The organism is Rhodanobacter sp. Root561 (assembly GCF_001427365.1).
Lineage (GTDB): Bacteria > Pseudomonadota > Gammaproteobacteria > Xanthomonadales > Rhodanobacteraceae > Rhodanobacter.
Window position 1 is genome coordinate 488,933 of sequence record NZ_LMGH01000010.1, and the last position, 13,456, is coordinate 502,388.

General features: G+C 60.0%; 11 protein-coding genes. 2 read left to right on the forward strand and 9 right to left on the reverse strand.

Features of this window, described 5'->3' with window-relative positions:
- Window positions 1–4: 4 nt before the first annotated feature.
- Window positions 5–1,351, reverse strand: a complete 1,347-nt coding sequence (locus ASD55_RS08710) for an MFS transporter (RefSeq protein ID WP_082542705.1) — start codon at window positions 1,349–1,351, stop codon at window positions 5–7.
- 447 nt (window positions 1,352–1,798) lie between these two features.
- On the opposite strand from ASD55_RS08710, the gene ASD55_RS08715 reads away from it, so the two are divergent.
- Window positions 1,799–2,809: a hypothetical protein gene (locus tag ASD55_RS08715; RefSeq protein ID WP_056718954.1), complete on the forward strand. Its 1,011-nt coding sequence runs from the start codon at window positions 1,799–1,801 to the stop codon at window positions 2,807–2,809.
- A 166-nt stretch (window positions 2,810–2,975) separates the two neighbouring features.
- On the opposite strand, the gene ASD55_RS18065 is transcribed toward ASD55_RS08715, so the two are convergent.
- Complete coding sequence (locus tag ASD55_RS18065; RefSeq protein WP_082542706.1) at window positions 2,976–3,218, reverse strand: PAAR domain-containing protein; 243 nt, start codon at window positions 3,216–3,218, stop codon at window positions 2,976–2,978.
- Between the two features lie 628 nt (window positions 3,219–3,846).
- Complete coding sequence (locus tag ASD55_RS08720; protein WP_056765300.1) at window positions 3,847–4,140, reverse strand: hypothetical protein; 294 nt, start codon at window positions 4,138–4,140, stop codon at window positions 3,847–3,849.
- An 828-nt stretch (window positions 4,141–4,968) separates the two neighbouring features.
- Here ASD55_RS08720 and ASD55_RS08725 point away from each other — a divergent pair.
- Window positions 4,969–5,991 (forward strand): hypothetical protein, encoded by a 1,023-nt coding sequence (locus tag ASD55_RS08725; protein ID WP_157598926.1) that lies wholly within the window; start codon window positions 4,969–4,971, stop codon window positions 5,989–5,991.
- Window positions 5,992–6,742: 751 nt separating this feature from the next.
- Here ASD55_RS08725 and ASD55_RS08735 read toward each other — a convergent pair.
- From ASD55_RS08735 to ASD55_RS08760, 6 genes are all read right to left on the reverse strand, one after another.
- Complete coding sequence (locus ASD55_RS08735; RefSeq protein ID WP_056765306.1) at window positions 6,743–7,138, reverse strand: GFA family protein; 396 nt, start codon at window positions 7,136–7,138, stop codon at window positions 6,743–6,745.
- 130 nt (window positions 7,139–7,268) lie between these two features.
- Window positions 7,269–7,799, reverse strand: coding sequence for a GNAT family N-acetyltransferase (locus tag ASD55_RS18070; protein ID WP_082542707.1), 531 nt, complete (start codon window positions 7,797–7,799; stop codon window positions 7,269–7,271).
- Between the two features lie 190 nt (window positions 7,800–7,989).
- Window positions 7,990–8,847: a hypothetical protein gene (locus ASD55_RS18075; RefSeq protein ID WP_082542708.1), complete on the reverse strand. Its 858-nt coding sequence runs from the start codon at window positions 8,845–8,847 to the stop codon at window positions 7,990–7,992.
- Window positions 8,844–10,595 carry an AAA family ATPase gene (locus ASD55_RS08750; RefSeq protein ID WP_056765313.1) on the reverse strand — a complete coding sequence of 584 codons (1,752 nt, stop codon included), beginning with the start codon at window positions 10,593–10,595 and terminating at the stop codon, window positions 8,844–8,846. The genes ASD55_RS18075 and ASD55_RS08750 overlap by 4 nt, the downstream gene beginning before the upstream one ends.
- A 1-nt stretch (window position 10,596) precedes the next feature.
- Window positions 10,597–12,327, reverse strand: a complete 1,731-nt coding sequence (locus ASD55_RS08755; protein ID WP_056765315.1) for a restriction endonuclease subunit S — start codon at window positions 12,325–12,327, stop codon at window positions 10,597–10,599.
- Window positions 12,327–13,355: an N-6 DNA methylase gene (locus tag ASD55_RS08760; RefSeq protein ID WP_235577763.1), complete on the reverse strand. Its 1,029-nt coding sequence runs from the start codon at window positions 13,353–13,355 to the stop codon at window positions 12,327–12,329. Before ASD55_RS08760 ends, ASD55_RS08755 begins: the two co-directional genes overlap by 1 nt.
- Window positions 13,356–13,456: the final 101 nt, after the last annotated feature.

Genomic DNA, 13,456 nt, shown 5'->3' on the forward strand with positions numbered 1-13,456 from the left:
CAGCTCAGGACGACGTCGAGAGCGTGCCCGCTTCGGCCATCGGCGCCAGCCGCGCACGTTTCACCGGTGCCGTTTCCGGCACCTGGGTGATCGCCACCAGGCCCACCACCACCGCGCCGATCATGTACCAGGCCGGCGCCAGCGGATTGCCGGTCAACTGCGTCAGCCACGCCACCACGAACTGGGTGGAACCGCCGAACACCGAGATCGCCACCGCATAGATCATCCCCAGCCCGCCGGAGCGCACATGCGCCGGCAGCGATTCGGTCACCGCCACCAGCACCGTGCCGGTGGACAGCGTCGAGGCGATCGCCAGCACCGCGGTAATGCCGAACAGCGCCACGCCGGAACGCTCGCGCCCCAGCAACCAGAACGCCGGAAAAATCACCAGCAGCAACACCACCCACGGCACCACCATCACCGGCTTGCGGCCGATCCGGTCGGACAGCCAGCCGCTGAGCGGATCGCACACCAGCCCGCACAGGCCCACCATCACCGTGGCGCCCAGCGCCAGGCGCTCGGGCATGCCCAGGGTGGCGTTGGCATAGGTGGTCATGTAATCGAGTACGTAATTGGTGGTGGTCGCGGCCGCCAGCATCGCCAGACCCAGCAGCGCCACCCGCCGATAGCTGGGCATCCACGGCTCGGACGGCGGCGCCGCGGGCCGGGTCGCGGTGGCGGCGTCCAGCGTTTCCACCAGGTTGCGCCGCATGAACCAGCCGAACGGCACGATCACCGCGCCCAGTCCCAGCGCCAGTCGCCAACCCCACGCATCCAGCGCCGCCGGGCTGAGCCAGTGCGCCAGCAGCACGCCTACCAGCCCCGCCATCAACACCGCCGCATCCGCGCTCATCGCCTGCATCGAGATGTACAAGCCCCGACGCATCGGCGGCGCCGCCTCCATCAGGAAGGCCGTGCTCGGCCCCACCTCGCCGCCCAGCGCGAAGCCCTGCAGCAACCGGAACCCCACCACCAGCGCCGGCGCCCACAGACCGATGGCCGCATACGAAGGCGTCAACGGCAAGCCGATCACCGCAATGCCGATGAGCGCGAACGACAGCAACATCGCTGGCTTGCGCCCGCGCCGATCGCCCATCCGCCCGATCACCCACGCGCCCAGCGGACGGGTCAGAAAGCCCGCACCGAACGTCGCCAGCGAAGCCAGCAGGCTGATCCCCGGTCGATCCGAGGGAAAGAATGTGCGGCCGATCTGCGCGGCGAAAAAGGCGTAGGTGATGAAGTCATAGAACTCCAGCGCATTGCCCAATGCCACCGCGACCACATGTCGCCGAGGCAACACGCGCGCTACAGGCGGATCGAGGCCTGCGGCCTCCGCACCATGATCGGTCATCGAAATCCCCCAGCAGCCCCTGCTGCATCCGTTGCAGCATCGGGCATGGAGGCATCCAAGGCAATCGGCTGATGCTCGGCGCCGATCGTCGGCTCTCCGTTCTACCAGCTCGCTGGCAAGGAATCAGGGACCACATTGCCGTTGCTGCTCACAAGACATGTCCACGCCGCGGGCTTCGAATTCGACCCTGTCTTGAACCCCTCCCTGGAAAGTAAACTCCGACGATGGCCTCCGTCGTCATCGGCCCATCGCTGCCGCAAGTCCGCAATACTTCGCTCGTGGCTTCCTGGCTCCATGACTTGCGAAGGGCGCACTCACCCTTCGAGCACTCTGCGCAAAATCTTGATCGAGCAGGACGTCCTTCGGGAAACTTCAGCCTCTGCCACATACTCCGCACGGAAGGCTTCTCATCCGGCCCATCGCCACTATCTGACAAGGACCCTCGTCATGACGCATTTCAAAGACAGCTTCAATCAGCACACCGATGTGATCTACGGAACCGGACTGTGGATTCACATTTACATCTACAACTATTACTTCGGCTGGCCCACCAGCAATCCCATCGGCAAAAAAGACATCAACATGAATCTGCCGAAGGGAACGTTCGATCCCTACATGTCCTTGGCGCACGACAAGTACGGCAACAACGTCATCAATCGCTACAACGAGCCGATCCACCCGAAGTCGTTCCCTGTCGACAAGGCGACGAAAACTGTGGCACCAGCAGCCCTGAAGCCGGTCGCCACGACTTACGACTCCACCACACAGGCTCTCGCGCAGTCCTATATTGATGCCCTGAAAGCGTGCAAGCACCTGGGAACCGAATCCATCGAGGGTGCAATCACGGAGCGATTGATCCGCACGCTGGGCAAATACGAAAAAATGCAGACCATCGACTTCAAGAAGTCGCAGTTCAACAAGAAGGAGTCAAGCCGAATCACCAACCACCTCTACGACGTCTGCATCCGCCGCTCCTGCAAGTACGGCGTGTTCTACTTCACCCACGTCAAGAGCGCGACGTTGCATTACATCCTTGACGAGATGGACATGAGCACCATCGTCAACAAGACGATGCTCACCAACGAGACCGCCGGCAGCAAGAAGGTGCCGATCTGCACTTCCGAGCTGCGCTACATGTTCCGCCACTGGAACAGCCTCAAGGACAAGTCCGTGCTTTTCTACGACGGCTACCGTACCTGCGAGGCGCCGTGGTATGACACACGCTGGCAGTCCACCCGCGCCGACTGGGCCGATTACGCCATCGCTCGCGTCGCCAAATACCGATCAACCATCGCGGCCACGATGGGCAACTCCTCCCTCCTGAGCGAATTCGACAGGTTGGCCAAGTTTTACGGGTTGGCACGAACACCGGTGACGGCGCGCAAGGTGATCGAGAGTTTCCACGCCCTGCCCGCCAACCTGACCAACCACCCGTCGGATGACACGATTCCGACTTGAAGTCCGCGGCGTCCGGAAAAGGTGCCGAGGGCATTCCGAGCGTCCCCGGCGCCACGCCTTGAATGGCAGTGCGGTCTGGAGGCTGGGATCACCGTAACTGTTTCATCAAGAAACGGAGTCGGGTTGAGGTGGCCCCGATCTTCGGGACCCCGATCTTCGGCGTCATTTATCCGACCAACACCTTGAACGCGCCAAGAACAATTTTCCCACCGTGCGCCGTGGTGTCGGATATTCGGGCCGCCGGCATTCCGCCGATGAAAACTTTCGTCGAACCCATGGCGATGAGATCTGGCGGGCCAACACAAACGGCCATGTCCCCTGCGCGCGCCGCAGGAAGGCCACCGACCAATACCGTCGGACAACCCAGTGCCACCGGCCCACCCACATGAGGAACCACACCAGTGACCATCGGGCATACATGGAAATCGGAAATCCTGGCTGCCGGCAAGCCTGCCCCGCCTCCGCCCGATGACGAGCTCGATCCGCCGGAAGCACTGGAGGTTACCGAAGTTGCGCCGGCCACAGCAGTCGCGGGATTCCTCAAGGCCAGGTCGGCTTGTTCCACTGCTGAGAAAGCCGCATCAGGGCTCAAGTCATGGATGGACTTCAGTGTCTGCCGCGGGATGTTGTTGAGGTCGGTGACTTTGTCATTGTTGAGCAGAGCTGCCAGTTCGTGGTTGCGGAAAACCCGCTCACTTGGAGCATTGACGATGAAGCAACGGCAGCTACCTGACGCTTCGCTTGCATACTTGACCGACGCTTTGCCCCACACTTGGTCAGCTTGTTGACGGGACAGACCAGAGGCGGGGGTGTAGAGGTTCCGGCTTTCAAGCCATTTTCCGCAAGGCGTCGCTTCCAGCGTCGTGGTTTTCTTTCCTGCCCGACTGCAAAGTTCTGTATAAGCTTCCGCCGCCGCGCGGTTCTTCCCCGCATCATCCGAGTAGAAAACCGCTCCATCGTGCGGGGATGCAACCGGAAATGTTCCGGATGCTATGACGCCTTCCAGCCGTACCACTTCCATGTGAGATGTCATGGGGTCAGTTCTCGATGGTCACCCAGTAGTCGACAGCAGCCCACGCATCCCGCAGGTTATTTTCAATCTTCGCCCGGGCGAAGCTGTCGATCCGCTCCTGTTCGAACGGAGGCTGCCAGTGGGCATCGTGCGGCAGAAGAATGGCGGCCCCGAAACGTCCATGGTCATCCACGATGGTGTCGCAATACAGCAACAGTACGTGGTCCCTATCCTTGTATTGCATGGTGTTGCGATCCCTGCTCGAGACCTCGATGCCAAGATCGTTGGTCAGCCATTGCGGTGCAATTGCCCTGAACATGTGAACCTTCCTTGATAGTGCAGACGCGACGGGCGCCTCTCATTGATGTTAGTGCCACGATGGTTTTACGGAAGCCTATTTGATCAAGCCGCGCAAGAATGCGGCCTGCATCCTGGTTCCGGTTCGCTGCTCAATAGGAAGAGGAACCCATCATGCGGAGCTCTTCTTGCAGCGTAACCCTATCGAAGAGCAATCAGCCCGCTGCAGGTTCGACGTGACGACAGTCACGACTGGCAGGCACGAACCGTAGGCGAAGCGGGTTTCGATATCCTCGGCGAACAAATCGATGTCGACCGAATTCCGGCTCATGCGGATACCTTCCCGATAAGCCGACCCGCCGCCGGCCCACGCAGCTTACTGGCCCGTTTCAGTTTGCCCCAGAGCCACAAACCCCATCCGCCTGTCGGAACAATCTCGGGGTCAGAGTGCACTTTCCCGAGCCACGCTATCGGCGGCGGTGCGTGCCTGGGTAATGACTAGGCCCGCATTTCAACGGGCGATCATCGGCGTCAAGCCTCTGCGCCGGTGAGTTTCTCCTCTTCGCAAGCGACGGCAGCTCCCCTGCCCGTACTTTCCCTTCCGGGTCACGTGGCGCATGCTGGGCACTGCCGAGTCATACGACGCGTGGTCGAGGCTGGTTCGCCCGCCTTCCGCCGCCAGCTGGCATCCAGGGGAATCCACTGACAGAACAACGTTCGGCATTCATGCCGATCAAGCCCGGGCGAGCTGATTCCTGCATCGGCGGACCGACGCATGGGTGTGTCCGGGTAGTAGCGACAACCACAGCAGCATTGCGCTTTTCGTTTCCACACCATCGAGGATCGATTCATGCCAGCCAGTCAGACGTTATGGAATAAGGTGACCGGGCCGTCCGCCGGACTCGTGCAGCAGCACTACGTCGAAGGACGGGTTGAAGCTCTGTATCGGCGCAACCGGTCGCTGGAAAAGCAGGTGGCGCAGGCATTGGCTTCCGCGCCGGCGCTCGCCGGCATGAAGCTCGGTGGCGACAAGTGGATTCCGGTTTACGAGACGATCAACCGCAATCTCCAGGCCGCCTCGCTCACCATCAACTTCTCGGCGGACAGCTGGTTCACCACCGAGAACAACTACTCCACCTACGCGCAGGCCTATTCACGCTCCGGCCGCCACGCCGGGCAGGCCCAACTGCTGGGTGATCCGAAGAACCCGCCGGTGATCCGTGCGAATGCCGACGACAGGGTCACCTTCGACAATCTCGTCGGCGCCAAGGCGCCGCAGGTGCCGCAGCGTGGTCTGATGCCCGGACGCCAAGGCGTGGATCGCGTCCGCGAACAGATGGCGTTCCGCGCCGGCCCGAATACCCGCACCGTCGCTGACCCCGCCCAGCCGAGCCAGCCGGACAAGAAGTACGCCGACTCCACCAACAGTCGCTTCAACGCGGACAGCAAACAGGTGTTCGCGGCGCTCAATTACGGCCGCCGCTTTCATGGCTCGACCTGCGACTACGGCAGCAGTCACCTGGTACTGCATCCGAAATTCAAGGTGAACGCGCTGTACTACCCGGGCGATACCTTCTACATCCCCGATGGCTCGATGCAGGCTGCTTTCCACGTGCTCGGCTCACTGGTGGCATGGGCCAAGCCGGTGATGCTCGATGCAATCATCAAGAGCTGCTACTCCAACAACGTGCTGCCCGACACAAGTGACGAAAAACTGTTGCTCGAGGGGCACGTGTTCAGCGAGTTGACGTTCGCCGGCAACATCAGCGAGGTCGTACTCGATGCCAGACACGGCTCGATCCAGCACCAGAACGCCAGAAAATTCTGCGCCAAACACGGGATCAAGCTGGTGCTGGTCGGCCCGGTCAGCTAAGCCGGCCGCCGCACCTGCAGAACGCGGGTGCGGATTCGGAACGGAACCGAGGGCGCGATGGTGGCGAGGTCGTCGGCGGACAAATCGATGTCGACCAGATTCCGGGTCATGCGGATACTTCCCTGATACGCCGGCCCGTCGCCGGCCCGTCGCCGGCCCGTCGCCGGCCCACGCAGCCTACCCGTAGCCATCAATCCCACTCGCCTGTCGGAACATCCGAAATGCCGCGCAGCACACGCTGACACAAGGTGCGCAACGCGGTCGGCCGTTCCGCATCCGCTCGCAGGCAAGTGTCCCGCCCCGTCCGCAACGGATGCCGCTTCGCGTGCAACCGTCCCGACCTTGCGCGCCCCGCGCCGACCGGCGCGTACAAGCCTGCAACGGTTACGCGCAACGTTCGATCTGTCGCACACCATCGAAGAAACCCCGACCGCAAGGCTCCAACCCTTGCATCGCGAAGGTGCCGAACCTTGCGCGCAAGGGCCCAACCCTTGCGCGCAAGCGAATGACCTTCGCGGCCGCGACTCGAAGCGTGGCGTGGCGTGCAAAGCTGCAAGCCTTGCCGTTGCAAGGATGCGTGCCTTGCGCGCTAGGGCTTCGGGCTTGCATGCAAGGGGCGGAACCTTGTGCGCGAATGCATGGGGGTGGCGCCCGGAGGTCGGAGCCTTGCGGAGGGATATGTCAGCCTCGCAAACGGATCAGCAGCGTTGGACCGACAAGGAGTCGAACGCCGACGACCATCCACGCACACTCAATCGAAATGCTCGATGTCGTCCGGCAGGCGCAGCCAGGCGTGCTGACGCTCCTCATAAACCGATACCTGCGGCTGGGGGAACCGGGGATCGGCAAAAGCGCCGACCGCCACGGTGACGAACCCCGGCACCCCGTCGCTCTCCCAGCACACGGTGGCACCGCAGTCGCCACAAAAGCGGAACCGGGCGACGCTGCCGCTGCCACCGGCCTGGGCGTATTCCCTGTTCGACCCCTCGATCGTCACCGCATCCAGCGGAAACCGCGCCTGCACCCCGAACGCACTGCCCGTGCGTTTCTGGCAGGCCAGGCAGTGGCAGACGGAGACGCGGACCGGCTCGCCACGGGCGTGGACGACGAGGTTTCCGCAGCGGCAGGTGGCTTGGCGGTCGGTCATGGAAGCTCCCGATGGATTTGACCGGCACCGGGATTCCCGGGCCGACCTTTCGCGACAATTCAAACGGCCGCAGGTGAATCTGACCTGATCTTCAGTCGAGCTGCGAAGCAGCTTCGGCCTGCAAGAACCGTCAGGTGCTGAGCGACAAGCTCAACACATGGTCATCGTAGACTCGTCCACCCACATTGAATTTGCGTTCCGTGAGGTTGCCAAAGCCCTGGCGGCGATAGAACCCGATGGCAGCGTCATTACCCGCATAGACACCAAGCAGAAGGCGAGCCGCGCCCGTGGAGCGGGCCTGCTCCACGGCCTGCGCAAGCAAACGCTTGCCGGTCCCGCCTCCGTGGTAGCGACCAAGCAGATAGATGCGTTTCAGCTCGAGGTCACGAGATGGATCGGCCAGAGGAAGGTCGGGTGGGGCGAGAACCAGATAACCCACGGGGGCGTTGCCAGGAATGACCTCCGCCACCCAGACCCTGTAACGCGGATCCTCGAGCCACTGCCTGTACTGGGCAGAAGAGTGGGCCGCGCGACAGTGTTCGACGATGGCGGCACCATCCAGCACGCCGGAGAACGTTTCAAGAAAGGTCGCCTGCCCCACCAGGGCCAGCGCATCTTCATCTCCGACTTTCGCTCGCCGGATCGATATCTCGGTTGCCATTGAAGCTTCCATCAACACCTGAGGCCTGAGTTAACCGCGCCGCGAAGGGGCTTCGGCTTGAATAATTGTAAGGTGTCTTCCGAGGGGAAGAACCGGTACATGACATAGGTGTCCACTGGCCCAGTTGCTGGTGCCCTCGACGCTAGATCAAATATTCAAACGGCTGTAAGTGAACCTGACCCCGTTTTTCTCATCCCACCAGCCTTGAAAGTTGCGCGTCGTTTCGCAACAACAAACACCAACGAGCGACAGCAGAAAGCTCAGCCGTCGGAGCCGTCATCTCTCGCACGCTCGCACGGACTTGGGACAGTTTCGCTTTGGCAACAGGATTGCCACCCAGTGCGCATCGAGCTTTTGCCATTTGATAGTCAGCAATCAATCGTTCGACCTTTTGCCATATTTTTCGACGCTCGTCAGTCAACGGGGGATGCTCGTTGAGTTTGAGGCGCGTCACTGTCTCCTTGACGCGCTCCTTGTCCCAATCCGAGGCGTCAGGTACTGCTATCGCCTTCCCTTCCTCATCGAATGCAAGAAGTGCAACGTCCTCGTCATCGATCGGGTCGAGTAGATATCGTGTTTCGGCCTCTTCGCAAGGCTCCGAGAATGACGAACACAGCGAACCATCCTTGAGGGGGAACCATCCGCCTTTTTTGCGATTTCCGACGTTTCCGCAGGCGCGCAAGTTCATGTAATCAAAAGCCAACCACCAATAGCCGTCGCGGATCTGAGTATTCAGTGCCTTGGCTTCCTTCTTTGGCCTAAAGTGTTCGACATCGTAATGCGAGTACAGTTCGCGCACCTCCGAAAACCAGCACTTCCCCGACGATAAAGCCAACAACCATGGTTTCAACGCACCCCAATGGTCGCTGTAGTAGTCGATCAATTCGTTACGCTCTTTCCGATATCCCGACTTTTCCAAATCGGCGAGATAGCCAACCAACTGTTTGGACCTTGCTTTCCAAGCATCCCACTGTGCCGGCGTCCACGGTACCCAACCTGGAATATTGGTGTCCGTAGGAAGCTTATGTTCGAGGTCAATCCAGATCACTGGTCGTCGTCCTCACGCAGAATTTCATCAATGATCGAATCAGCAATCGCGTCCTGCTCGGCTTGTTCCTCAGGGGTCAGCGTTGGTTTACGGAAGCGCCGGTGCTGAGCCATCTTGCGCACGAACAGGGCGTAATCTGGATCACGGAAGTCGGCTGTCGAGAATCCGAGATCTGCAAGCTCGGCGCTCAGCCGACTGAGCTCGGCATCTTCTTCAGCGGTGCGCGGTGAGGTAACGAACAGCTCGTTGCGGCGAAACAGGCGACGCTCGGTTTCACTGTCCAAGGTGGATGACAGGCCGAACAATTCGCTCTTCAGCAGGCCGGTCACGCCCATGCCCTGCGGATGCTCGTCGGGAATGTCCACAACGGTGCGATCGCCGTTACGGCGCAGGATGTGCACCTGCTCGCGTTTGAGGCTGCCCACCATCATCGGGTCATGGGTGGTGATGAGGATTTGCGATTCGCCTTGCACCATGGCCTCGCTATCCGAGGCCAGAACGCCTTCGATATCGTCGAAGTAGCGCAGCTTCCAGATCGGATTGAGGTGGGTGTCCGGCTCATCGAGCAGGAACAGGCAATGGTTTTCGCGAGTGATGCGCATCAGACCTAGTACGGTGAGCATCTGTAGCTCGCCTTCGGAGAGTTGGGTAAAACCTACCTTGCCGCCGTCCTCGTCGCGCTTCTTAACGGTGATGCGCACCTCGTCGATCAAGTCGCCGATAAAGGCACCTTCGGCGTAGCGGAAGAAGCTGTCGGTACCGCCAACCAGAGCGCCTAGCTCCTTTAGCTTTTCCTGGCTAGGCACAAACAGGTACAGCTGCCTTTGCTTCTCGCTGCGGCCACGGAAGTCGATCTGCTTGGTGGCTTCCTGCTCGATGGGCGCCCAGGCCACTTGCCACAGTTTGTCGAGGAACTCGCTTACCACATTGCCGCGCGCGTACCAGAAGCGCGGGTCGCCCTCGCTCAATTCCTGCTCATCGAACTTGCCACTTCGGCGCTTTTCGCGCAGGCGGTGCGGCTCTTTCAAAACGAACAGCGCCGATTCCAGAGACTCGATGTGCAGATTTTTCAGCACTTTCTGAAAAACTGGGTCGTCCGACAACAAGCAGGCCAGCAATACCAACTGGCTGTGACCACCGCGGCAATAGAACAGGCGGCGCAGGCGATCGTCACCAGTGTGCTTGAGTTGGCTGTCTCGCCGGCGCTTCGCTTCGTCAATCGCACGGATATCGGCTTCCGACGCGGAGAAATTCTCCAGCAAACCCTCGGGCAGAACTTCCTCGGCAGCAAGTTCCTGGTTCCTGTTGAAACGCCGCTGATGCTCCTGGAACAACGTCTCGATGCGCTCGTTGCGACCGGAGTAATAGGCAAAAACATGCGCGGGGAGCAGTTCGCGGTTCTTGAGCAGATAGCCCTGTGTTTCGGCCTTGTCATCCACCCACACATAGGGGCGCTTCTGCTTGGCGGTATCTGCCTGGATGCGCACGGCGCGGCCGCGAATGCTGTATTCCAGCGTGTAGTCGAAGGCCGCATCGCGATCCAGATCCACATCGCGGAAGATGGTGATCAGGGCCTCGATCAGATTGGACTTGCCGGTGCCGTTCTGGCCGATCAGAGCGTGGCTGCGAATGGGCTTGGGCGCAGTATCCGCTGAGCCGCCACTCGAAGCGCTCAAGTGCGACTCGAACGTAATCTCCAGATCGCGCAGGTTGCGAAAGGCCGGTATGTGGATGCGCTGCAGTTGCATGTCAGGCGCTCGCTGTGTCGGCGATCTTCTCGCGCATTTCAGCCACGGCTGGCTCCAGAATCCAGCCGTGGGTTATTTCGCTTTTCAACTGCGCATAGAAGGCATCGATCTCGCCACCGAAGCGCTGCCACAAATCCTTGGCGGCCATCTCGCTGTGATGGCGGGCAAGGATGGTTGCAAGTGGCGCTTGAGCTTTGACGCCCGGCGCGGCGCCCAAGCGCAGCGGGGCGATCAGTTCGGTTTGGGGGACTTTCACGGGCTCTTCTTCCTCTTCCATAGCTACACCGGTAAACGCTGCAACAGTAGCTGCCGCTAGCGCCTGCGCTACACCTCTCTTGGATGTCAGATGTGACGACCATTTGGCACACAGTCGCTCGTGGCTTCGTAAACTTTCCAAAATCTCAGGCAGCTTAGTCACTGGTGGAACAGGAATCCGAACGTTGCCCACCTGTGTGAGGTTCAGACCCGGCTTGTCCCCATAGATGTACTGCGTAAGAAAAGCCTGACCACCAAAGGCGCAGATCATCCAATAGTGAATGAACTCCGCAAAACACGGTTCATACAAGCGAATCAAAGCAACGTGCTGGCTGACATAGGCCATGTTCGAGAGCGTTGGAACGACTGCGCACCGCCCCACGTTTCCACCGGTAATGGTGAGCAGCAGATCAAATGGCCGCACCAAGGTCCGTTTCCCTTCCACCTTCGCCGGCAAATTCACAAAGGCCGGATTCTCAAAGATCAAGGCATCGTGCTTGATGTCTTGAGAACGAATGAACAAATCTCCCGTATTCGCCATATAGGCTTTCCAGCCTCGCGATCCGCTGGTGACGTATTCAGACAAATCGGCCAATCTTTTCCACTCCCAACCTCTTGGTAGCGTGTCATTTGCATCTGAATGGTCGTCACCGGCCCCCAGCTTGGAATCGCGTAAAAACACGCCTCGTAGCGCAAGATGGGAAGCCAAATCGCGAAGTTCTTTGACGTCCTCGGGCGCGTGAAACAGCTGCCCAAAGTTTTCAGCCAAGCGGATCCAGGTATTTTGCAGTTCGTGCGGACTGGTGGCGCTGGCGACGGCCTGCAGGGTGGATTGACGAAAGTTGTTCTGCAGTTTGCGGCGGGCTTGCTGCTGCGCTTCCAGCTTTTCGCACAAGGCCATCAGCTCATCGACTCTGGCGACGATGCGAGATTGCTCTTCATCGCTAGGAACTCGTAGCTTGATTGCCGAAAGCTCCGCTTTCCCTATCACTCCTTGCGCAGACCCACGCGAACCGCCACGAAGTCGCAAGGTGAACGGCATGAGCATGAAGTAGAGGTATTTTGTATTCAGTCCATTACGAGGCCTGATAGCTGCAACGCTCCGCCCGATCGCACAGTCAATTGCAAGGTTTAGCTTGCCAACCGTCGCGCCAACCACACATATGAGAACGTCGCCTTGCCTCGCGAGCTTCAGTGGCCTAGTTGTCCATTCACGCACAACTGGGTATAGCTCTCCGAACTCGCCGGTCTTAACAAAGATGGTTCCATCACCTCTTGTATTGCAGTCCATACTAGGAGGGGCTTGTCCCATCACGAAATCTGCGACTTTATCGAGATGTATTGCTTCGACCGGCTCACTGGCATCCAGCAATTTTCCATCAGAGGCAAGCGAGAAGACCAACTCTCGTAACCGCACCAAGCCCCCAGGCGCATTTGCGATATGCCCAAACTCCGCCAAAAACTGCTGCGCATCCATCAGGCGTCTTCACTCACGAAGTGATGCGCCAGCGCAGCTGCCAACTCGCTCTTCAGCTGGTTTTCGGTCTCTTCTATCTCGCCCAGCAGCTTCTTGTACTTCTCCAGCAATAGATCGGGGTCGAGGCTTTCTTCTTCGGGCGCGTTGGGGTTCTTGATGTCGAGGTTGTAGATAGGCCAGTAGATGCGATCGCCTGCCGCTTGGGCATCGCGCGCCTGCAACCGCAGCGGTTCGGCCTCGGCACGTAACACTGCAATCCGGGCTTCGATCTTTTCGCGATGATCAGCATTGGTGCTGCCGACCAGGCTCCTGCGCAACTCGCTGGCTTCGCCTTCCAGTGCAGCGGCCTGGTTGTTCAGATCTTCGGCGCGTTGCCAGTGCGGGCCTGCGTCGGCCTCGGCTTGCTCACGCTTGGCTTTGAAGTCGATCTTCCAGGCATGTTCGTTTTCAACGCGATCGGCGAAGTCGTTGGACTCACTGCCCCACCAGTCCTGCTCGGGCTTGAATTCTTCCAATCGGATCGGCTTGGTCTTGGAATAGCTCTTGTAGCCTGCCGGATACGGATGCTCGTAGAACCAGATGGCATCGGTGTGGAAGCGCTCACTGCCATCATCCACCGCACTGCCCTTGGTGAAGAACAGCAGGTTGGTCTTGATGGTGGTGTACGGGGCAAATACGCCCTTGGGCAGGCGGATGATGGTGTGCAGCTTGCAGTCGCGCAGCAGCAGCTGCTTCAACGTGCCCTTGATGCCATCGCCAAACAAGAAGCCATCGGGCAGCACCACGGCGGCGCGACCGTGTTCCTTCAACAGCTTTTTGATGATGAGCGACATGAACATGTCGGCCGTTTCACGGGTACGTAGATCGGCTGGATAGTCACTGCCGACGCCGTCGTCCTCGTAACCGCCGAACGGCGGGTTGGTGACGATGCAATCGACCTTGTCGTTGGCGCTCCATTCGTTCCAGCCAATGCCCAAGGTATTGCGATGTTCGATTTGGCTGGGCACGTCGATGCCGTGCAGCAGCATGGTAAGTATCCCCCGGCAAAGCCGGGGGCTTTAGTTTGTGAGCCGCTCGAAGCGGCTGGCGGGGTCGCTAACGCGGCCCCTTGGGTTGGGCCACCCTGTGG